Raw genomic sequence first — 19,977 nt, 5'->3', positions numbered from 1 at the left:
CCGCGCCGCCCCGGGCACCGGCGCCTCAGTGCCGGGCGCGGTGCTCGCGGTTCAGCGCCGAGGTGATCGCTTCGAGGGACGCGCGGGTGATCGAGCCGTCGATGCCCACGCCCCAGAAGATCCGGTCGCCGATCTCGCACTCGACGTAGGAGGCGGCCAGGGAGTCGTCGCCCTCGGTGAGCGCGTGCTCGGCGTAGTCGAGGATGCGCACGTCGATCTTCCGCTCGGCGAGAGCCTTGACGAAGCCGTCCAGCGGGCCGTTGCCGATGCCGGTCACCTCGTGCACCTCACCGTCGACCACCAGTGAGACGGTGATGCGGTCGGAGCCGTCGCCGGTGGATTCCTGGCGCACGTTGCGGAAGCTGTAGTGGCCCCAGCGCTGCGATTCCTCGCGGGTGGGCAGGTACTCGTCGGTGAAGACGTCCCACAGCGTGGAGGGGCTCACCTCGCCGCCGTCGGCGTCCGTCCTCTCCTGCACGATGCCGGAGAACTCGATCTGCAGGCGGCGCGGAAGATCCAGGCCGTGCTCGGTGCGCAGCAGGTAGGCCATGCCACCCTTGCCGGACTGCGAGTTCACGCGGATGACCGCTTCATAGGAGCGACCCAGGTCCTTGGGGTCCACGGGCAGGTAGGGCACCCGCCAGACCAGAGAATCGACGTCCGCCCCCTGGGCCGCGGCATCGACCTCCATACGCTCCAGGCCCTTCTTGATGGCGTCCTGGTGGGAGCCGGAGAAGGCGGTGAACACCAGGTCGCCGCCGTAGGGGCTGCGCTCGGGCACCGGCATCTGATTGCAGTGCTCGACGGTGCGGCGCACCTCGCCCAGGTCCGAGAAGTCGATCTGCGGGTCGATGCCCTGGCTGAACAGGTTCAGGCCCAGCGTCACCAGGTCCACGTTGCCGGTGCGCTCCCCGTTGCCGAACAGGCAGCCCTCGATGCGGTCGGCGCCGGCCAGGTAGCCGAGCTCCGCCGCCGCCACGCCGGTGCCGCGGTCGTTGTGGGGGTGCAGGGAGAGCACCAGCGAGTCGCGGCGATCCAGGTGCCGGTGCATCCACTCGATCGAGTCGGCATACACGTTCGGGGTCGCCATCTCGACGGTCGCCGGCAGGTTGATGATCATCTTGTCGTCCGGCGTGGGGCCCACCACCTCGATCACGGCATTGCACACCCGCAGCGCGTACTCGAGCTCGGTGCCCGTATAGGACTCCGGCGAGTACTGGTAGGTGACCTGGGTGTCCGGGACGGTCTCCTGGTACTTCTTGCACAGCAGCGCGCCCTGCACGGCGATGTCGAGCACCGTGTCCTCGTCGGCGCGGAAGACGACGTCGCGCTGGACGACGGAGGTGGAGTTGTACAGGTGCACCACGGCGCGCTTCGCCCCGGCGATCGACTGGAAGGTGCGTTCGATGAGGTGCTCGCGGCACTGGGTGAGGACCTGGATCGAGACGTCCTCGGGGATGCGGTCCTCCACGATGAGGGCGCGCACGAAGTCGAAGTCGGTCTGGGAGGCGGAGGGGAAGCCGACCTCGATCTCCTTGTACCCCATCTGCACCAGCAGCTCGAACATCCGCAGCTTGCGCTCGGCGTTCATCGGGTCGATGAGGGCCTGGTTCCCGTCGCGCAGGTCCACCGCGCACCAGCGAGGAGCGCGGGTGATCCGACGGGTGGGCCAGGTGCGGTCCGGGAGCTCGACCTGGATCTGCTCCTGGAAGGGCAGGTACTTGTGGATCGGCATGCCCGAGGGCTGCTGCGGTGCGGCGCCGGTGGTGCCGAGGACGGGCGCGGCGGGGTCGCCGTCTGCCGCCACCGGGGCGAAAGCGCTGGTGCTGGTGGTCGTGGAGTCAGTCATCTGGGGGTCCTTCTCGCTGGAGTACCGGTCGCCGGACAACACTTCAGCCGCGGCGGGGTCCCGGCGTTCAGGTCCCGTCGCGGCGGCTAAGCAGGAGCAGCGATCCACGCATGTGCGTCACGGTAGCACCGCGCGCGAGCCGGTTCGGCCCTGCTCACGATGCGAACATCCGGCGCGGGACCGGTCAGAACCCCAGCCGGCCCAGCTGCTTGGGATCGCGCTGCCAGTCCTTGGCGACCTTGATCCGCAGGTCCAGGTGCACCTTCCGCCCCAGCAGGTGATTGATCTCGGCACGGGCACCGGCGCCGACCTCACGCAGCCGAGAGCCGCCCTTGCCGATGATGATGCCCTTCTGACTGTCGCGCTCGACGAACAGGCTCGCCCGCACCACCAGACGCCCGGTACCGGGCTCGACCGGGGTGAAGGCATCGCCATCGGGATCCACCTCGACGACCTCCTCGACGACCACCGCGATGGAGTGCGGCAGCTCGTCGCGCACACCCTCCAGCGCGGCCTCGCGGATCAGCTCCGAGATGCGGTCGTCGCGTGACTCCTCGGTGAGCTGATCGTCGGGGTAGAGCTGCGGGCCCTCGGGCAGCTGGGCCGAGATCACACCCAGCAGCACGTCGACCTGCTCGCCCTGCGTCGCGGAGATCGGGACGATCTCGTCGAAGCCCATCAGCTGGTCCACCGCCATCAGGTGCTCGGCCAGCACATCGCGGCCCACCAGGTCGATCTTGGTGACGACGGCGACCACCTTCGGGCCGCGGCGGCCGCTGCGCATCTCCACCAGGTCCTCGGCGATGAAGCGGTCGCCCGGGCCGATCCTCTGGTCGGCGGGCAGGCAGAAGCCCACCACGTCGACCTCACCGAGGGTCTCGCGCACCAGGTCGTTGAGCCGTTCGCCGAGCAGAGTGCGGGGGCGGTGCACGCCGGGGGTGTCCACCAGGATGATCTGGGCGTCGTCGCGGGTGACGATGCCGCGGATCGCGCGGCGGGTGGTCTGGGGCTTGGTGGAGGTGATCGCGACCTTCTCCCCCACCAGGACATTGGTGAGGGTGGACTTGCCGACGTTCGGTCGACCCACCAGGGCCACGAAGCCGGAGCGGTGCGCACCCGCTCCCCCGCCGGCCTGCAGCGGTCGATCCTGGTCCTGCTCGTCGTGCTGCTGCTCAGCGGTCATCGTCGTCCTCCTGGTCGTCGCCCGGCTGCTCGTCGTCCTGCGGGGCCCTGCGCACCAGCACGGTGGACAGGCGTTTGCGGCGGCCGGCACTCTTCTCGGCCTCGAGCTCGAGGCCGAGGACGACCACCTGGGTGCCGGGGATCGGCACCCGCCCGGTCGTCTTGGCCAGCAGCCCGCCGACGCTGTCGATGTCGTCGTCGTCGAGTTCGAGATCGAACAGATCGCCGACCTCGGAGAGTCCCGCCTGGGCGGGCACCCGGTAGCGGCCCTGACCGAGGGCCTGGATCTCCGGTTCCTGACGGTCGTGCTCGTCGGCGATGTTGCCGACGATCTCCTCGAGGATGTCCTCGATGGTGACGATGCCGGCCACTCCCCCGTACTCGTCCACCAGCACGGTGATGTGCACGTGGCTGGTCTGCATCTGCGTGAGCACGGCGTCCGCCGCGACGAACTCGGGGGCGAAGCGCGCCGGGCGCATGATCTCGTGCACCGGGCGCTGCGGTTGCGGGTCCCAGGGGGAGTGGATCGCCTGCATCACGTCCTTGACGTAGAGGATGCCGCAGAGGTCATCGACGTTGTCCCCGATCACGGGGATGCGGGAGTAGCCGGAGCGGACGAACAGCTGCATCGCCGTCTCGGCGCTGGCCTCCGCGGAGAGGGTGAGCATATCGGGCCGCGGCACCATCAGCTCGCGCACCATGGTGCCGCGGAGGTCGAAGACGCCCTGGATCATATCCCGCTCGCCATCGCGCACGTGCTCGTCCTCGAGCGCGCGGTCGACGTTCTTGCGGGCCTTCTCGGCGCCGTCCTCGGGCTTCTCCGGCCCTCCCGAACGGGCCTCGAGCGAGGCGCCCACACTGGTCAGAGCCCCGGCGGGCACCCACAGCAGGCCCCGTACCAGGGTGACCAGCCAGCGATTGGAGATCAGCACCGACTCGGGACGGCTGCGGCCGATGGTCCGCGGCGAGATCGCGAGCACGATCAGCACCAGCAGCCCCGCGACCACCACGGTCGCGATCCCCGGCAGCACCAGGCCCGCATGGCCCAGATGATCGCGGACGGCCACGGTCACCCCGGCCACCGCGGCGACCATCACGGTCTCCGCGAGCATCCGGCCCAGCGATACCGAGGCCAGCGTGCGGGCGGTGTCCTCCTGGTGGGCCAGCACCCGTGCGCGCACGGACTCGGGCCGGGCGGACAGCGCCTTGTCCAGCACGCTGCGGGAGACGGACAGCTGCGCGGCATCGACCGCCGTGAGCACGGCGGCCACCACCCCGGAGAGCACGATCAGCGGGATCAGGACGAGCAGGGCGGGAGTCAGCACGGCGCCGTCCGGGATCTGCGTTGCGGAAGAGTCATGGGCCGGCGGTCAGCGCGCGGTCCGCGAGGCGAGGAAGGTGAGCAGCAGCGTGCGCTGGAGGTCGAACATCTCGGTGCGCTCATCCTCCTCCATGTGGTCGTAGCCCAGCAGATGGAGGATGGAGTGGACGGTCAGCAGCAGCATCTCCTCGACGGCGCTGTGGCCCGCCTCGGCGGCCTGCCGGGTCGCGACCGCCGGGCACAGCACCACATCGCCCAGCAGGCCCTCGGGTGCGGGCTGCTGCGCGGTGCCGGGGATCAGCTCGTCCATCGGGAAGCTCATCACGTCGGTGGGGCCGGGCAGGTCCAGCCACTGCACATGCAGCTTCTCCATCGCCCCCTCGTCGACGAACAGGATCGACATCTCGGTGGCCGGGTGCAGGTGCATCGCCTCGAAGACGAAGCGCGAGAGCTCGACGAACTCCTTCTCGTCGACGACCGCGGTGGTCTCGTTGCGGATCTCGATGGTCATGGGCGATTCCCCTTGGTCGGGCGGTGGCGGGAGTCTCGACTGCCGCCGGGGCGGATCTCCCAGCGGCCGTAGGCCTCGACGATGTCGCTGACCAGGCTGTGGCGCACCACGTCGCGGGAGGAGAGACGACAGAAGGAGATGTCGTCGATGCCGGAGAGCACCTGCTCGACGATCCGCAGGCCGCTCTGCTGGGCACCGGGCAGGTCCACCTGGGTGACGTCACCGGTGACCACCATGGTGGAGTTGAAGCCCAGGCGGGTCAGGAACATCTTCATCTGCTCGGGCGTGGTGTTCTGCGCCTCGTCGAGGATGATGAAGGCGTCGTTCAGGGTGCGGCCGCGCATGTAGGCCAGCGGCGCGACCTCGATGGTGCCGGCGGCCATCAGGCGCGGGATCGACTCCGGGTCGAGCATGTCGTGCAGCGCATCGTACAGCGGCCGCAGGTAGGGGTCGATCTTCTCGTTGAGCCCGCCGGGCAGGAAGCCCAGCCGCTCCCCCGCCTCGACCGCGGGGCGGGTGAGGATGATGCGGTTGACCTGTTTGCTCAGCAGCTTCTGCACCGCCATCGCGACGGCGAGATAGGTCTTGCCGGTGCCGGCCGGGCCGATCCCGAAGGTGATGGTCGAGGACTCGACCGCCTCGATGTAGCTCTTCTGGCCCATCGTCTTGGGCCGGATGGTGCGACCCCGGGAGGACAGGATGGTGCGCGAGAACACCTGCTCGAGCTTCCTCCCGTTCGCGCGATCGTCCCCGTAGAGGTTCGCGGCGCGCTGCACGGCCTCCACGGTGACGGCCTGGCCCGTGCTCGCCAGCTCGATCAAGGTGCGCACGATGTGCTCGCTGCGGCGCAGCGCATCCTCGGTGCCGCGCAGGGTCACCTGGTGCCCGCGCACGTGGACATCGGTGTCGGGGACCGCGTCCTCGAGAGCGGCGAGAGCCTGATCGTTCTCCCCGAGCACCTGGAAGGGGCTGAGATGGGCGGGGATCGCGAGCGTGGACTCGCCGATCTCCGGCGGCCGGCCAGGGGCCGGGGTGAGGGCGTCGGTCACAGTGCTCCTTCTGCGAGCTTCCCGCCCGCCAGGACGTGCGCGTGCACATGGAACACGGACTGTCCCGCGCTCGCGCCGGTGTTGAAGATCAGGCGGAACTCACCATCGGCCTGCTCGGCCGCCACGTTCGCGGCGACCTTCGCGGTGTGGGCCAGCAGGTCGGGGTCCGCGGCGAGCTCGGTCACGTCCCGGCGGTGCGCGCGGGGGACGACGAGCACGTGCACGGCCGCCTGCGGATGCAGGTCCTTGAAGGCGATGACCTGATCATCCTCGTGGACACGCTCGGAGGGGACCTCCCCGGCGATGATCCTGCAGAAGAGGCAGTCCGGATCGTGGCGCGGTGCGGCGGGTTCGGTGACGCTGTTTCGCATGCTGCGAAGTCTACGGGAGCGAGGAAGGCCACCCTGGCTTGGGGAAGCCCCATCTGGTATGAGAAGTTTAAAATACTATGACGACTCTCGGAATCATCATCAGCAGCGCCCGCCCCAACCGCGTCGGTGACAAGGTGGCCCGCTGGGTCGCCGACGCCGCCGCCGACCGCTTCGAGATCGACCTCATCGACCTGCGCGAGGTCGCCCTGCCCGCCTTCGACGAGCCCGCGAGCCCGAAGTCCGGCGCGCAGAAGACCACCGACCACGGCCGCGCCTGGGGCGAGCGGATCGCCGCCCTCGACGCCGTCGTGATCCTCACCCCGCAGTACAACGGCTCCTACCCCGGCGCCCTGAAGAACGCGATCGACTTCCTCTACGCCGAGTGGAAGGATCTGCCCACCGTGCTGCTCGGCTACGGCTGGGGAGCAGCGAGCGAGGTGCTGCCGCAGCTGGAGAAGCTGATGCTGCGACTGGATGCCGACGTGCTCGGCGCGATCGGCCTGGGCTTCCGGGAGGATCTCTCCGTCGAGGGTGAGCTGTTCGTCTCCGAGGAGAAGGCCGCGGCCCTGCGCCTCCACCTCGATGCCCTCGACGCCCGGATGCCGGCGCGCGTCGGCTGATCCTGCGCGATCCCTGCTGGTGGCCCCGTCGAGATCTGCTCCCGGCGGGGCCCCGCCGGGTCGCCCCCGCTGCATCGTCCCGGGCAGCGGGTGGGCCGAGACCTCAGCCCCAGCGTCCCACCAGCGCGCTGAGCACCGCGATCGCGGCAGGGCCAGCGGTCGAGGAGCGCAGCACCTCCGGGCCCAGCAGCACGGGACGGGCCCCTGCCTCGCGCAGCTGCGCGAGCTCGTCGGGGTCGATCCCGCCCTCGGGTCCGACGATCACCAGGATCTCCTCGAGGCCGTCCTCGCTCGCCGAGCGCAGCCGAGGGGCGAGGCTCATCACACCCGCTGATTCCTGCTCGTGCAGCACCAGCATCAGGGTGCCGTCAGCCGTCCTCTCCCGCAGCTCCGTGAGCAGCTGCGCGGTGGTGACCGGCGGATCGACCGTCGGGATGCCGGGCCGGCGGCACTGCTTCACGGCTGCGCGCACAGTCGCCTCCCACTTGGCGCGGCCCTTGCGCAGCTTCTCCCCGCGCCAGACGGACACCGAGCGCCGGGCGATCCACGGCACCACGGTGTCGACGCCGAGCTCGGTGGCCGATTCGACGGCCTGCTCGTCGCGGCCTCCGATGGCCAGGGCCTGGACCAGGGTGAGCCGGGGCAGGCGCTGCACGGCGGGCGCGGGATCCGCCAGCAGGCGCAGATCCAGCGCCTCCTTGCGAGCGGCGGCCGCCTCGGCGAGGACCTGACGGCCCGGGGCATCGGTGAGCAGCACCTGCTCCCCCACCCCGATCCGGGCGACCTTCGCGGCATGGCGGCCCTCATCGCCCGCCAGCTCCAGCGAGTCACCGGCGACGGCGGAGGCCAGCGCCTCGTCGAGGACGAGGAAGCTCGGCGGTGTGGTGGGCATCAGATGCTCTCCGCTGGTCTCGGGTGCAGGGCGGGCTCAGAACTCGCGCAGGCGCTCACGGAGCTTCGCGAACGGTCCCCGCTGCCCCTTGGAGCGGCGGGAGGTCTCGTCCCCGCGCAGTGCGGCGAACTGCTCCAGCAGGTCCCGCTCCTCGTCGGTGAGCGAGGAGGGCACGTCCACATCGAGAACCACGCGGATGTCGCCGCGCCGCTCCCGACGCAGCGGCGTCACGCCGAGCCCCTTGAGGGTGATCTCCTCACCGGGCTGGGAGCCGGGGCGCACGTCCAGCTCCTGCTCGCCGTCGAAGGTGTCCAGCGGGATGGTGGCGCCAAGAGCGGCGGTGGTCATGGGCACCGCGATGGTGGTCACCAGATCGTCGCCGTGGCGATCGAACATCTCATGGTCGGTGACGATGAGCTCGACGAAGAGGTCACCGGAGGGACCGCCGGCCTCGCCGGTCTCCCCCTCGCCCCGCAGCTGGATGCGGGTGCCGTTCTCCACGCCGGAGGGGATGCGGACGGTCACGCTGCGCTCGGTGGCGGTGCGGCCGTGGCCGGAGCACTCGGTGCAGGGGCTCTCGATGACGTCGCCGTGGCCGTCGCAGGTGGGGCACGGCGCCATGGTGACCATCTGGCCCAGCAGCGACTGGGCGACGCGCTGGACGTGGCCGGAGCCGTTGCAGGTGGTGCAGCGGGTGGGACTGGTGCCGGGTTCGGCGCAGGAGCCCTCGCAGCGCTCGCACAGCACGGCGGTGCGGAAGGTGACCTCCTCCTCGGTGCCGAAGACGACGTCGCGCAGCTCGATCCGCACCCGGCGCAGCACGTCCCCGCCGCGGCGCTGGCGCGGCACCGGGCCCTGGCTGCGGCCGCGCATCCCGGAGGCGCCGGCGAACATGTCGAAGATGTCGTTGAAGTCGAAGCCGGCCCCGCCGCCGCCGGGGAATCCGCCCATGCCCGGGCCGCCGCCCATGTCGTACTGGCGACGCTTGTCCGCGCTGGAGAGCGTCTCGTAGGCCTGGGAGACCCGCTTGAACTTCTCGGCGGCCTCCGGATCCGGGTTCACGTCCGGATGCAGGGTGCGGGCGAGCTTGCGGTACGCCTTCTTGATCTCGTCGGTCGAGGCCTCGCGGGAGACGCCGAGCAGATCGTAGTAGTCCTCGTTCACAGGGGTGGATTCCTTCGCGGGGAGTCGGGGTGGCCGGGCCGCAGCGAGCGGCGGGCGGAGACGGGGGTCGAGCGGGGAGGGCCGGGTGGACCGGCGGCGCTCCTATTCGAGATAGCGGGAGACGTAGCGGGCGATGGCCTGGACCGTGGAGATCCCGGTGACGTAGTCCATCCGGCGGGGGCCGAGGATCGCCAGATGGGATCCCGCCCCGTAGCCGGCACCGACCACGGCGGTGGAGTGCAGAGCACGGTCCTCGAGCTCCGAACCGATGCGCACCTCGACAGCCCCGGGGGAGACGTGCATCTCGGTGAACAGGCGCAGCAGCACCAGCTGCTCCTCGAGCACGTCCAGCAGCGGTTCGACCTCGCGGGCGAAGTCCTGCGCGGAGCGGGCGATGTTCGAGGTGCCCGCCATCATGATGCGGTCCTCGGCCCGGTTCGCGGCCAGGGCCACGAGGGTCTCGGCCACCTCGGCGGCCGCCGCGCGCTCCGGCGGGGACAGCGACTCGAGGTACTCGCCCAGCGGCGCCGTGAGATCGGTGACCTCCCGGCCGGCGACGACCCGGTTCAGATGGTCGCGCAGGGCCGCGTAGTACTCCGTCGGCCTGCCCGCCATGACCGGGACGGTGCGCTGGTCCACCCGCCCGGATTCCAGGATCAGCACCACCAGGAGCAGGGAGTCGGCCACCTTGACCAGTTCGACGTGGCGGATCCTCGCCTGTCTACGCGCGGGGTACTGCACCATGGCGACCTGCTGCGTGAGCTGTGCGAGCAGACGCACGGTGCGGGCCAGCAGGTCCTCGACGTCGCCGGCATCCTCGAGCAGGGCACGGATCGCCCGACGCTCGGGGGCCGACAGCGGCTTGATGGTGGCCACGTGGTCGACGAAGGCGCGATAGCCCTTGTCGGTGGGGACCCGTCCGGCGGAGGTGTGGGGCTGATGGATCAGCCCCTCCTCCTCCAGCAGCGACATGTCGTTGCGCACGGTCGCGGCGGAGACACCGAGCTCGTGCCGCTCCAGCAGCGACTTGGAGCCGACGGGCTCGCGGGTGGCCACGTAGTCCTCGACGATCGCGCCGAGGATGTGGAGCTTGCGGTCCTCCGTCTCCCTCACCTCCTGCGCTGCGTGCTGTCGTCTCATGGTCGGAGCGGCTCGATGGCCGGTCCACACTGGCACTCTGCCGTGCCAAGTGCCAATCGTACGCCGCCTCGGCGCGCTGCGCAGGGAGGCGTTCGCCACGGGTGTACGGTGTCGCGCGTGCCTGCGAACTTCCCCGACCGGTACGGCCGCGACGTGCTGTCCGCCGGTCCCCCCGCCCACCATCGTCGCCGCCCCGTCGCCCAGGAGGTCCCCGCTCGACGGGACCTGGTCGTCGAGGAGGCCTCGACCGGTTTCACCGGCGCCATCACCCGGGTCGAGAAGATCGCGGGCGAGCTGGTGGTCGAGCTCGAGGACGGCCGCGGCGTGCGCCGCACGTTCCCGCTCGGACCCGGTTTCATGATCGACGGGAAGCCCGTGGTGCTCCACCGTCCCGTGGCCGCGGCCCCGACCGGCCCGGTGCGCCGCCGCTCGGCCTCGGGCTCGGTCTTCGTCGAGGGTGCGAAGGCCCGCACCGCGCGCGCCTCCCGGATCTGGGTCGAGGGCACCCATGACGCCGAGCTGGTGCAGAAGGTCTGGGGCCACGACCTGCGCATCGAGGGGATCGTCGTCGAGCAGCTGGAGGGCGCGGACAACCTCACCGAGCGGGTCCGCGAGTTCGGCCCCTCGCCGGATCGACGGCTCGGGATCCTCGTGGATCACCTGGTGAAGGGCTCGAAGGAGTCCCGCATCGCCGCCGAGGTGATGGCTCTGCCGGGGGCCCGCGGCAACGTCACCGTGGTCGGCCACCCGTACGTGGACGTGTGGCAGGCGGTCAAACCCGCGCGGGTGGGTCTGCGCGAGTGGCCGCACGTGCCCAAGGGCACGGACATCAAGGTCGGCTCCCTCGCGGCGCTCGGCTGGCCGCGCGCCGACAAGGCCGACATCGGCCTGGGCTGGAAGCGGATCCTGTCGACCGTGCGCTCCTATGCGGACGTCGAGCCGACCCTCTCCGGCCGCATCGAGGAGCTCATCGACTTCGTGACCGTCGACCCGTCCTGATCGTCGCCGGCCTTCTTGCTGGGGGCTATCCCCCACATGATCCGGCGGTTCGCCACGGTGACGACGCCGCGGATGCTCCCTAGGCTGGATCCATCAGCCCGCCGCCGGTCCTCTGCCGGCCCGTGACGAAGAAGGAACCATGAGCCAGACACCGCACCCCCACGATCCCTACGCCGCCGAGTCCGGCACCCCGGACGCCCCGCGGCCGCCGCAGGCGGAGCAGGGCGCTCCGACCTCCGATCCGAACCTCCACCCGCACGATCCCTACGCCTACGACGCCGAGGCCGCGAGGAACCACCCCCTGGACAGCGACGCCGCCCCGGCCTCGCAGCCGGCACCGCAGGCTCCCGCGCAGCAGCCGGCCCCGAGCGGGCAGGATCCGTTCGTCGCCCCCGACCCCGCACAGGCACCGCACGCCCAGCAGGCGCCCCATGGCCAGCAGGCACCCGACGGGTCCGGGCCGGCGGCGCAGGGCGAGAGCCTGCCGCCGGCCGGCACTCCGGGGGTCTATGACGGGCCCCTGACCGGGCAGGCCGTCAGCCAGTCGGATTCGCGCCTGTGGGCGACGATCGCCCAGGCCGCGGTCGCCGTGGGCCACGTGATCAGCTGGGGCTTCCTCGGCTGGGTGGGCCCGCTGGTCGTCTACCTGATGTACAAGGACCGGGACCGCTTCGTGCGCTTCCACTCCGCCGAGGCGCTCAACGGCGCGATCGCGGTGTTCGTCGCCCAGGTGGTGCTCACCATCGCGATCGCGATCATCGGCGTGCTCACCCTCACGATCGGCTGGGTGCTGTTCCCGCTGGCCGGCCTGCCGGCCCTGCTGCAGCTGATCTTCTCGATCATCGGTGCGGTCAAGGCGAACCGGGGCGAGTACTGGAACTACCCCGTCAACATCCGTCTGGTGAAGTGAGCGACGCGGCCACTGCCGCCCGCTGACCGTGCGCGCCCTCGGGATCATCCACCGATCCCGGGGGCGTTCTCGCACAGGTCGCCGCGGTCGGTCCGGCGACCGGTCAGGGCACCAGGTCCCGGATCACCGCGTCGGCCAGCAGGCGCCCGCTGCGGGTGAGCACCGCTCGACCGGACTCGAGGGCGGCGGGCTCGAGGTGCCCGCGGTCGCGGTGCACGGCGAGCATCGGCCGACGCTCGAGGGGTATCACCGCGATGTCGAGGCCGTCGGCGATCCGCAGCTCGAGCATGACGCGCTCCACGAGGCGGTCCTCGGCGGTGACCTGCTCGGAGTCCGCGACCGGCAGCTCGCCGGCGGCGAGCATCCGGGCGTACCGGCTGGGATGCTTCACGTTCCAGGCGCGCAGCCCGTCGCGGTGGCGGTGGGCGCCCGGCCCGATCCCCCACCAGTCGGTGCCCCGCCAGTAGGCGAGGTTGTGGCGGGAGCGCTGGGCCGGGGTGCGGGACCAGTTGGAGACCTCGTACCAGGACAGCCCGTCGGCCCTCGCGAGATCATCGACCAGCTCGTACTTGTCGGCCATGTCGTCGGGGTCGGGGGCCGTGAGCTCGCCGCGACGCAGCTGCCGGGCCATCGCCGTGTTGCCCTCGATGATCAGCGAGTACGCCGACATGTGGTCGACTCCGCAGGCCAGAGCCGACGTCACGGAGGTCTCGACGTCGGCGATCGTCTCGCCCGGGGTGCCGTAGATGAGGTCGAGGCTGACGTCCAGACCGGCCTCGCGCGCCCAGGCCACGGCCTGCGGCACCTTCTCGGGGTCGTGGGTGCGGTCCAGAGTGGCGAGCACCGAGGGCACGGCGGACTGCATGCCGAAGGAGACTCGGGTGATGCCGGCGGCGGCGAGCCGGGACAGCGAGGCGCGGGTCACCGAGTCGGGGTTCGCCTCGGTGGTGACCTCGGCGTCGTCCGCGAGCGGGAGCAGGGTGCGCAGGTGCTCGAGCATCGCGACCAGATCATCAGCGGGCAGCAGCGTGGGGGTGCCGCCGCCGAAGAACACGGTCGAGACCTGCTGGTAGTCGTAGCCGGCCGCGCGGTCCGCGGCAAGGGTCAGGTCCATCTCGGCCATGGCGTTGTGCGCGTACTCGGCCTGGGACCCGCCGCCGCCGAGCTCGGTGGCGGTGTAGGTGTTGAAGTCGCAGTACCCGCAGCGCACCGCGCAGAAGGGGACGTGGATGTAGACCGAGAGGTCGCTTCCTGGATCCGCTGCATGCTTCACGGTGCTCACAGTCCCCTCCCCGGGCCCAGCCCACGGCCGGTGGAGCGCAGAACGGCCGGGAAGTCGACCTGCTGTCCCGCCCGGGACAGCACCGTGAGCGCGGACCGGGCCAGGGAGTCGTAGAGCACGGTGCCGGTCCCCTCCGCCCAGTCCAGCAGGGCACGGGCCTGCTCCGCGGTCAGGCCGCGGAAGGCATCTGCGATGGTCACGCCGTGGGCGGGGCGTGCCAGGACCTCGATCGCCTCGCCCGCGGTCACCTCGCCCTCGGTGCGGACGCGGAAGTAGGCGCCGCAGCGGCCCTGGGCGCTGAAGGTGCGGCCCCAGCGCCGGTCGCCCAACCTCGCGGAGAAGGTGCCGCAGGGCGTGCGGGGGCAGGTGGCCTCGATCTCGGCGCCGCCGATCCGCCAGCGCTCCCCGATGACCGTCTCGTCGGTGTCGTGGCCGAGCGTCACCAGGTTCTCGCCGAAGAAGCCATCGGGCAGCTCCTGGCCGGCCAGGTCGACGAACGCCTCGCGGACCTCTCGGGAGAAGGCGTAGACGGCCTTGAAGATCCCCCCGTGGTGCTCGCGGTCCCCCTGGACGTCACCGAGCACGCCGTGGGTGAGCAGCCGGACCGGCCCGGGGACCGGTCGCTTGTCGATCCCGCTCATCAGTCCGCTGGCAGGGACCGGGAACAGCTCGGCGACGGTGCACACCGCGGCGATCCGTCCGGTGGCGGCGGGATCGAACGCCACCTCGAGGGTGCTGGGGGCGATGGTCATCTCGGGGCTCCTCCCGCGGCGTCGGGCCGTCGCCCGGGCGTCACTTCTTCTTGCTGTCCTTGGGCATGTCGCCCGCATCGGAGGAGAGCGCGGCGATGAAGGCTTCCTGCGGGACCTCGACGGATCCGATGTTCTTCATGCGCTTCTTGCCCTCCTTCTGCTTCTCGAGCAGCTTCCGCTTGCGGGAGATGTCGCCGCCGTAGCACTTGGACAGCACGTCCTTGCGCATCGCGCGGATGTTCTCGCGGGCGATGATGCGGGCGCCGATGGCGGCCTGGATCGGCACCTCGAACTGCTGGCGCGGAATGAGCTTCTTGAGCTTCCCGGCCATCTCGACGCCGTAGTTGTAGGCCTTGTCCCGGTGCACGATGGCGCTGAAGGCGTCCACCGGCTCGCCCTGCAGCAGCATGTCGACCTTGACGAGGTCGGCGACCTGGGAACCGGAGACGTCGTAGTCCAGCGAGGCGTAGCCGCGGGTCCTGGACTTCAGCTGATCGAAGAAGTCGAAGACGATCTCGGCCAGCGGCAGGGTGTAGCGCAGCTCGACCCGGTCCTCGCTGAGGTAGTCCATGCCGCCGAGGCTGCCGCGCTTGGACTGGCACAGCTCCATGACGGCGCCGATGAACTCGCTAGGCACCAGGATGGTGGCCTTGGTGATCGGTTCGGTGATGGAGTCGACCTTGCCGGCCGGGAAGTCGGAGGGGTTCATCACCTCGACCTCGGTGCCGTCCTCCATCGTCACCTGGTAGACGACGCTGGGCGCGGTGGAGATCAGTTCGAGGTTGAACTCGCGCTCGAGCCGCTCGCGGACGATCTCCAGGTGCAGCAGGCCCAGGAAGCCGACGCGGAAGCCGAAGCCGAGGGCGGTGGAGGTCTCGGGCTCGTAGTTCAGGGAGGCGTCGTTGAGCTTGAGCTTGTCCAGCGCGTCGCGCAGCACCGGGTAGTCGGAGCCGTCGATCGGGAACAGCCCGGAGTAGACCATCGGCTTGGGCTCCGAGTACCCGGCCAGGGGCTGCTGGGCGCCGCGGATCGAGGTGGTGATGGTGTCGCCGACCTTGGACTGGCGCACGTCCTTCACGCCGGTGATCAGGTAGCCCACCTCGCCGGGGCCGATGCCCGGGGTGGGGTGGGGCTCCGGGGAGCTCACGCCGATCTCGAGCAGCTCGTGGTGCGCTCCGGTGGACATCATGTCGATCCGGTCGCGGGACTTCAGGGAGCCGTCGAACACGCGGATGTAGGTGACCACGCCGCGGTAGGTGTCGTAGACGGAGTCGAAGATCATCGCACGGCACGGGGCCTCGACCTCACCGTGCGGTGGGGGCAGGGTCTCCACGACGTGGTCCAGCAGCTCGGGCACACCCACCCCGGTCTTGCCGGAGACGCGCAGCACGTCCTCGGGGTCCACGCCCACCAGCTGCCCGATCTCGGCGGCGTACTTCTCCGGTTCCGCGCCGGGCAGATCGATCTTGTTCAGCACCGGGATGATGGTGAGGTCGTGCTCCATCGCCAGGTACAGGTTCGCCAGCGTCTGCGCCTCGATGCCCTGTGCGGCATCGACCAGCAGGATCGCGCCCTCGCAGGCCGCGAGGGAGCGGGAGACCTCGTAGGTGAAGTCGACGTGGCCGGGGGTGTCGATCATGTTCAGGGCGTAGTTCTCGCCGTCGACCTGCCACGGCATGCGCACGGCCTGGCTCTTGACGGTGATGCCGCGCTCGCGCTCGATGTCCATCCGGTCGAGGTACTGCGCGCGCATCGCGCGCTCCTCGACGATCCCGGTGATCTGCAGCATGCGGTCGGCCAGGGTGGATTTGCCGTGGTCGATATGCGCGATGATGCAGAAGTTGCGCAGGCGCTCCTGGGGTGTCGACGCGGGCAGGATGTCCCGGGCCTCATCGACAGCGATCCTCGGGCTCACCGGCATACATCCTCTCGTGGGTCCATCGTCGGGCGCAGCGGCGCCCGGGCATCGGCCCATCGTCTCATGGCAGGCGCCCTCGGCCCGCTCCCCGCCGCGCGCGCGGACAGAGGTCACAGGCAGACCTCAGCCGATCCCCTGCCCTTCTCAGTGCGCCGGGTGGAAGTAGGTGGCGCCCAAGGCCCGGGTGACGGCGCCGGTGACCATCTGCAGCTGCTCCATCTCCTCGTCGAAGTCGGCGATGATGTCATCCAGGGCACGGAACCGCAGGCTGGCCAGGGCGCGGCCGACGATCCTCCGGCCGGGTTCGGCCGCGCCGAGGCGATCGAAGCTGTTGCCGTGGAGCTTGGCGAGGGTCTCGAGCGCCTCGTCGAGCTCGCTGAGGCAGTGCACTGCCGAACGGGGGAAGATCGAGTCCAGCAGCAGGAACTCGATCGCCCGGGAGGAGCGGACGCGGCCGCGGTAGGTGCGGATGTATGCCTCGTGCGCGCTGCACGAACGCAGCAGCATCACCGTCCCGGCGGAGGAGGAGTCCTCCAGGTCGTGGTCCTGCAGGTTGCGGGCCAACATGTCGACCCGTTCGAGCAGCTGCCCGATGCGCAGGAACAGCCAAGCCTCGTCGCGCGTCATCGAGGAGTCCACCAGGCCGTTGACGACGGCGCAGCGGTCCTTGGCGAACTGGAAGGCGCCGTGCATGCGGGAGGGGCGCACCCCGCGGGGCAGGCCGAGCGTGGTGGTGTTCAGCGACTCCCACACCTCGGTCGAGAGCGCCTCGCGCACGCCGCGGGCGTTCTCCCGGGCGGTGAGCAGGGCGCCGGCCACCGAGGACGGATTCATCCGGTCGGTCAGCAGCCGGTCCAGCACCCGTTGGACGGTGCAGTCGCCGTCGGAGACCTGCTCCACCCCGAAGATCTGGTAGACGGCACCACAGGCCGCGGTGAGGTCCTCCGGGGTGTCCTCGGTGATCGACTGCAGCGAGACGTCGAGTATCCGGGCGGTCTGGTCGGCCCGTTCGACGTACCGGCCGATCCAGAACATCGCATCGGCGATCCTACTGAGCATCATGGGGTGCCTCCTCGACGTCGATGATCGGGATCGCGGAGGTGACCGGGTCGGGCTCCGGGGCCCGCTCCTCGGCCGGTTCCTCGCGCACGTCCTCGAACTCGTCGTAGCTGTCGTCGGTGGGGTCCTCGATCGCTTCGTCCCGGGTCTCCTGCGTCTGCGAGGTCGAGGAGGCAGCCCCGGGGTCGGCGGTGCGCTCCGCGGCGAGCACCCAGGTGTCCTTCGAGCCGCCGCCGCGGGAGGAGTTCACGATCATCTCGCCGCGGGGCAGTGCGACCCGGGTGAGCCCGCCGGGCAGCACCCAGACATCGTCGCCGCTGTTCAGTGCGAAGGGGCGCAGGTCGACATGACGCGGCTCCGGCCCCTCTTCGACCAGTGTCGGGATCGTGGACAGCTGCACCACGGGTTGGGCGATCCAGCCGCGGGGATCGGCCTGCAGCCGGGTCCGCAGCTCGTCGAGCTCCTCGGTGGTGGCCGCGGGGCCGATCACGATGCCCTTGCCGCCGGAGCCGTCGACGGGCTTGACCACCAGCTCCTCGAGCCGGTCCAGCACCTCCGCGCGGGACTCCGGCTCCTCCAGCCGCCAGGTGTCGACATTGGGCAGGATCGGCTCCTCGCCCAGGTAGTAGCGGATCAGGTCGGGCACATAGGTGTAGGTGAGCTTGTCGTCCCCGATGCCGTTGCCGATGCCGTTGGCGACCACCACGTTGCCGGCGAGGACCGCGCGCACCAGGCCCGGCACGCCCAGCATCGAGTCCGGGCGGAACACCTCGGGATCGATGAAGTCGTCATCGGTGCGCTTGTAGATCACGTCCACCCGCCGCAGCCCGGCGGTGGTGCGCATGTAGATGCGCTCGTTGCGCTCGACCAGATCGGAGGCCTCGACGAGGTCCACGCCCATGGTGCGGGCCAGCAGGGAGTGCTCGAAGTAGGCGCTGTTGAAGCGGCCCGGGGTGAGCACCACCACCGTGGCCTCCTCGTCGGCGAGGTCCGGCGCGGCGGCCTGCAGTGCGGAGAGCAGCCGTCCCGGGTAGTCGCCGACGCGGCGTACCGGCCGGTCGGCGAACAGCTCCGGGAAGCCCTGCGCCATGGCACGACGGTTCGAGAGCACGTAGCTGACCCCGCTGGGGGTCCGCACGTTGTCCTCCAGCACACGGAACTCCCCATCCCCGTCGCGCACCAGATCGATGCCGGAGATGTGGATCCGCACCCCGTTGGGCGGGGTGTAGCCGCGCATCTGATCGACCACATAGGTCGAGGAGGTGACCAGCTCCGCGGGGATCACCCCGTCGGCGATCGCCGCCTGGTCGTTGTAGAGGTCGTCGAGGAAGCGCTCGAGAGCCTGCACCCGCTGGGAGATGCCCGCGGAGACGCGCGCCCATTCCTCGGCCGCGATCACCCGTGGGATCGCGTCGATCGGGAAGGGACGCTCCTCCCCGGCGTGGTCGAAGGTGATGCCCTGGTCGAGGTAGCTGCGGGCCAGCGACTCCGAGCGGGATCGGAACTCTTCGGGCCCGAGTCCGGCCAGCGCGTCGTGCAGGGCGCGATAGGTGGGCCGCACGGTGCCGTCGGGCGCGAACATCTCGTCGCCTCCGGCACCGGTGCGGGCGCTGTGGAACAGCGAGGTGGCAGACATGCCTACCATTCTCGCACCACCCCTGCCCCGTGGGGCGCAGAACGCCCAGGAAGCGAGCACCATGTCCCTGATCTCCAGATTCCTCCGCACTGCCCTGCGCTCCCCCGCCGCCCGCCGAGGCGCGCGGGATCTCGGCCGTGCCGCGCTCCGCGCGGTGAGGCAGAGCTCGGAGGCCGGCCGGCGGCCCGCAGGCGCCTCCGCAGCCGATACCGGCATCGGTGCGGGCTCCCCGGTCCTCGCCGATCGCCGCACCGAGGGCCCGCTGACATTCGCCTATGCGCCGCATGCCGACGACCGCCCCGATCCGGGCGAGGTCGTCTGGGCCTGGGTGCCCTACGAGGAGGACATCACCCAGGGCAAGGACCGACCCGTGCTGGTGATCGCCGAGGAGGACGCCGATCGGGACGGCTCCGACGGCTCCGGCACGGTCCTGGTCGCCCTGATGCTCACCTCCCGCGACCGCACCGCGCCGGGCCTGACCGCCACCGACCAGCACGGCTCGACCTGGGTGGACATCGGCGCCGGGGACTGGGACCGCCGGGGACGCCCTTCCGAGGTGCGCGCCGACCGGCTGCTGCGGCTGTCGCCCGAGGCGGTGCGCCGCGAGGGCGGACGCCTGGACCGGGAGCGGTACGACCGGGTGGCCGCCGCGGTGCGAGAGGTGCACGGCTGGTGACGGGTCGCCGTCGCGGCGGGGTCGCGGCCCGGGCCCGGCCCGGCCGGGCGCGCACCGGCGCACGAGACCCGGCGCACACCCGATGCGGTGAGGGGCCTGTGCTCTGGTAGTGTCCTGCACCGTATGTGTGACATACCGTTCGGTGTGCGCATGACGTGGTCCCGCCGTGTCAGGGGCGACGATTCGTGCGACCCGGGCGAGTACCCGTGGCAGCGACCCGGTACCGACGTCTCCAGGCGAATCCCCACCGCCGTCCCCGTCGGCTCCGTTCCTCGGCCGTCTCGGATGATCCACCGCAGCAGCACAAGAGAAGAGTCTTCGTGGCAAACATCAAGTCCCAGATCAAGCGGAACAAGACGAACGAGAAGGCGCGCCTGCGCAACCGCATCGTCAAGTCCGAGCTCAAGACCTACACCCGCAAGGTGAAGGCCGCCGTCTCCACCGGCGATGCCGACGTCGCGGGCGAGGCGCTCAAGTCCGCCTCGCGCAAGCTCGACAAGGCCGTCTCCAAGGGCGTCATCCACCAGAACCAGGCCGCGAACCGCAAGTCCGGTCTCGCGAAGCTGGTCGCCGGCGTCAGCAAGTGAGGTCAGGCAGCCGTTGAGCTGCCTCCCCGCCTGACGGGGTGAGCGAGGAGCCCGGTGCG

19 protein-coding genes are annotated in these 19,977 nt (G+C 70.7%); 5 read left to right on the top strand and 14 right to left on the bottom strand.

Annotation, left to right across the window (positions count from 1 at the left end; all coding sequences use genetic code 11):
* Positions 1-25: 25 nt before the first annotated feature.
* The 6 genes from leuA to ACHUEU_RS02625 all read right to left on the bottom strand — a co-directional run bounded on the left by leuA (position 26) and on the right by ACHUEU_RS02625 (position 6,283).
* Positions 26-1,735: a 2-isopropylmalate synthase gene (gene leuA / locus ACHUEU_RS02650; RefSeq protein ID WP_394214358.1), complete on the bottom strand. Its 1,710-nt coding sequence runs from the start codon at positions 1,733-1,735 to the stop codon at positions 26-28.
* Between the two features lie 298 nt (positions 1,736-2,033).
* The gene (era, locus tag ACHUEU_RS02645; RefSeq protein WP_394214332.1) at positions 2,034-3,032 is read right to left on the bottom strand and encodes a GTPase Era; all 999 of its coding nucleotides are present in this window, start codon (positions 3,030-3,032) and stop codon (positions 2,034-2,036) included.
* The gene (locus ACHUEU_RS02640; RefSeq protein ID WP_394214331.1) at positions 3,022-4,356 is read right to left on the bottom strand and encodes a hemolysin family protein; all 1,335 of its coding nucleotides are present in this window, start codon (positions 4,354-4,356) and stop codon (positions 3,022-3,024) included. Before ACHUEU_RS02640 ends, era begins: the two co-directional genes overlap by 11 nt.
* Before the next feature lie 45 nt (positions 4,357-4,401).
* Positions 4,402-4,863 carry an rRNA maturation RNase YbeY gene (gene ybeY / locus ACHUEU_RS02635; RefSeq protein ID WP_394214330.1) on the bottom strand — a complete coding sequence of 154 codons (462 nt, stop codon included), beginning with the start codon at positions 4,861-4,863 and terminating at the stop codon, positions 4,402-4,404.
* Entirely contained in the window at positions 4,860-5,912 is a 1,053-nt protein-coding gene (locus tag ACHUEU_RS02630; RefSeq protein WP_394214329.1) for a PhoH family protein, read from the bottom strand. The genes ybeY and ACHUEU_RS02630 overlap by 4 nt, the downstream gene beginning before the upstream one ends.
* Positions 5,909-6,283: a histidine triad nucleotide-binding protein gene (locus ACHUEU_RS02625; RefSeq protein WP_394214328.1), complete on the bottom strand. Its 375-nt coding sequence runs from the start codon at positions 6,281-6,283 to the stop codon at positions 5,909-5,911. The genes ACHUEU_RS02630 and ACHUEU_RS02625 overlap by 4 nt, the downstream gene beginning before the upstream one ends.
* Positions 6,284-6,360: 77 nt before the next feature.
* Here ACHUEU_RS02625 and ACHUEU_RS02620 point away from each other — a divergent pair, with 77 nt between their 5' ends.
* Positions 6,361-6,903: an NADPH-dependent FMN reductase gene (locus tag ACHUEU_RS02620; RefSeq protein WP_394214327.1), complete on the top strand. Its 543-nt coding sequence runs from the start codon at positions 6,361-6,363 to the stop codon at positions 6,901-6,903.
* A gap of 103 nt (positions 6,904-7,006) precedes the next feature.
* Here the strand turns inward: ACHUEU_RS02620 and ACHUEU_RS02615 are convergent, their stop codons facing one another.
* The 3 genes from ACHUEU_RS02615 to hrcA form a co-directional block, all read right to left on the bottom strand.
* On the bottom strand, positions 7,007-7,795 hold the full coding sequence (locus tag ACHUEU_RS02615) for a 16S rRNA (uracil(1498)-N(3))-methyltransferase (protein WP_394214326.1): 789 nt from the start codon (positions 7,793-7,795) through the stop codon (positions 7,007-7,009).
* A gap of 36 nt (positions 7,796-7,831) precedes the next feature.
* Positions 7,832-8,959 carry a molecular chaperone DnaJ gene (gene dnaJ / locus ACHUEU_RS02610; protein ID WP_394214325.1) on the bottom strand — a complete coding sequence of 376 codons (1,128 nt, stop codon included), beginning with the start codon at positions 8,957-8,959 and terminating at the stop codon, positions 7,832-7,834.
* A gap of 102 nt (positions 8,960-9,061) precedes the next feature.
* Positions 9,062-10,099: a heat-inducible transcriptional repressor HrcA gene (gene hrcA, locus ACHUEU_RS02605; RefSeq protein ID WP_394214324.1), complete on the bottom strand. Its 1,038-nt coding sequence runs from the start codon at positions 10,097-10,099 to the stop codon at positions 9,062-9,064.
* Positions 10,100-10,216: 117 nt separating this feature from the next.
* Here hrcA and ACHUEU_RS02600 point away from each other — a divergent pair, with 117 nt between their 5' ends.
* The gene (locus ACHUEU_RS02600; RefSeq protein ID WP_394214323.1) at positions 10,217-11,098 is read left to right on the top strand and encodes a DUF3097 domain-containing protein; all 882 of its coding nucleotides are present in this window, start codon (positions 10,217-10,219) and stop codon (positions 11,096-11,098) included.
* A 139-nt stretch (positions 11,099-11,237) separates the two neighbouring features.
* Positions 11,238-12,008 (top strand): magnetosome magnetite crystal formation protein family, encoded by a 771-nt coding sequence (locus tag ACHUEU_RS02595; RefSeq protein ID WP_394214322.1) that lies wholly within the window; start codon positions 11,238-11,240, stop codon positions 12,006-12,008.
* Between the two features lie 103 nt (positions 12,009-12,111).
* On the opposite strand, the gene hemW is transcribed toward ACHUEU_RS02595, so the two are convergent.
* From hemW to ACHUEU_RS02570, 5 genes are all read right to left on the bottom strand, one after another.
* The gene (gene hemW / locus ACHUEU_RS02590) at positions 12,112-13,290 is read right to left on the bottom strand and encodes a radical SAM family heme chaperone HemW (RefSeq protein WP_394214321.1); all 1,179 of its coding nucleotides are present in this window, start codon (positions 13,288-13,290) and stop codon (positions 12,112-12,114) included.
* The gene (locus ACHUEU_RS02585; protein WP_394214320.1) at positions 13,287-14,042 is read right to left on the bottom strand and encodes an MOSC domain-containing protein; all 756 of its coding nucleotides are present in this window, start codon (positions 14,040-14,042) and stop codon (positions 13,287-13,289) included. Before ACHUEU_RS02585 ends, hemW begins: the two co-directional genes overlap by 4 nt.
* A gap of 40 nt (positions 14,043-14,082) precedes the next feature.
* On the bottom strand, positions 14,083-15,963 hold the full coding sequence (gene lepA, locus ACHUEU_RS02580) for a translation elongation factor 4 (protein ID WP_394214319.1): 1,881 nt from the start codon (positions 15,961-15,963) through the stop codon (positions 14,083-14,085).
* Between the two features lie 141 nt (positions 15,964-16,104).
* On the bottom strand, positions 16,105-17,022 hold the full coding sequence (locus tag ACHUEU_RS02575) for an alpha-E domain-containing protein (RefSeq protein ID WP_394214318.1): 918 nt from the start codon (positions 17,020-17,022) through the stop codon (positions 16,105-16,107).
* Complete coding sequence (locus tag ACHUEU_RS02570; RefSeq protein WP_394214317.1) at positions 17,009-18,655, bottom strand: circularly permuted type 2 ATP-grasp protein; 1,647 nt, start codon at positions 18,653-18,655, stop codon at positions 17,009-17,011. Before ACHUEU_RS02570 ends, ACHUEU_RS02575 begins: the two co-directional genes overlap by 14 nt.
* Between ACHUEU_RS02570 and ACHUEU_RS02565 the strand changes: the two genes are divergently transcribed.
* Together ACHUEU_RS02565 and rpsT are read left to right on the top strand one after the other, a co-directional pair.
* A complete protein-coding gene (locus ACHUEU_RS02565; RefSeq protein WP_394214316.1) occupies positions 18,654-19,331 on the top strand; it encodes a type II toxin-antitoxin system PemK/MazF family toxin in 678 nt (225 codons plus the stop codon). The genes ACHUEU_RS02570 and ACHUEU_RS02565 overlap by 2 nt on opposite strands.
* Positions 19,332-19,651: 320 nt before the next feature.
* Positions 19,652-19,918, top strand: coding sequence for a 30S ribosomal protein S20 (rpsT, locus tag ACHUEU_RS02560; RefSeq protein WP_096802967.1), 267 nt, complete (start codon positions 19,652-19,654; stop codon positions 19,916-19,918).
* Positions 19,919-19,977: the final 59 nt, after the last annotated feature.

It is taken from the genome of Brachybacterium vulturis (genome assembly GCF_043641765.1).
Lineage (GTDB): Bacteria > Actinomycetota > Actinomycetes > Actinomycetales > Dermabacteraceae > Brachybacterium > Brachybacterium vulturis_A.
The sequence above is the reverse complement of the archived record's forward strand: the minus strand, read 5'-3'. Positions and strand labels throughout refer to the sequence as shown.

What these genes read in the sequence shown, in the direction of transcription:
- leuA (WP_394214358.1), bottom strand. Translation starts at nt 1,735, where the DNA reads ATGCCGATCCACAAGTACCTGCCCTTCCAGGAGCAGATCCAGGTCGAG.
- era (WP_394214332.1), bottom strand. Translation starts at nt 3,032, where the DNA reads ATGACCGCTGAGCAGCAGCACGACGAGCAGGACCAGGATCGACCGCTG.
- ybeY (WP_394214330.1), bottom strand. Translation starts at nt 4,863, where the DNA reads ATGACCATCGAGATCCGCAACGAGACCACCGCGGTCGTCGACGAGAAG.
- ACHUEU_RS02625 (WP_394214328.1), bottom strand. Translation starts at nt 6,283, where the DNA reads ATGCGAAACAGCGTCACCGAACCCGCCGCACCGCGCCACGATCCGGAC.
- ACHUEU_RS02620 (WP_394214327.1), top strand. Translation starts at nt 6,361, where the DNA reads ATGACGACTCTCGGAATCATCATCAGCAGCGCCCGCCCCAACCGCGTC.
- ACHUEU_RS02615 (WP_394214326.1), bottom strand. Translation starts at nt 7,795, where the DNA reads ATGCCCACCACACCGCCGAGCTTCCTCGTCCTCGACGAGGCGCTGGCC.
- hrcA (WP_394214324.1), bottom strand. Translation starts at nt 10,099, where the DNA reads ATGAGACGACAGCACGCAGCGCAGGAGGTGAGGGAGACGGAGGACCGC.
- ACHUEU_RS02595 (WP_394214322.1), top strand. Translation starts at nt 11,238, where the DNA reads ATGAGCCAGACACCGCACCCCCACGATCCCTACGCCGCCGAGTCCGGC.
- ACHUEU_RS02585 (WP_394214320.1), bottom strand. Translation starts at nt 14,042, where the DNA reads ATGACCATCGCCCCCAGCACCCTCGAGGTGGCGTTCGATCCCGCCGCC.
- lepA (WP_394214319.1), bottom strand. Translation starts at nt 15,963, where the DNA reads ATGCCGGTGAGCCCGAGGATCGCTGTCGATGAGGCCCGGGACATCCTG.
- ACHUEU_RS02575 (WP_394214318.1), bottom strand. Translation starts at nt 17,022, where the DNA reads ATGATGCTCAGTAGGATCGCCGATGCGATGTTCTGGATCGGCCGGTAC.
- ACHUEU_RS02565 (WP_394214316.1), top strand. Translation starts at nt 18,654, where the DNA reads ATGCCTACCATTCTCGCACCACCCCTGCCCCGTGGGGCGCAGAACGCC.
- ACHUEU_RS02570 (WP_394214317.1), bottom strand. Translation starts at nt 18,655, where the DNA reads ATGTCTGCCACCTCGCTGTTCCACAGCGCCCGCACCGGTGCCGGAGGC.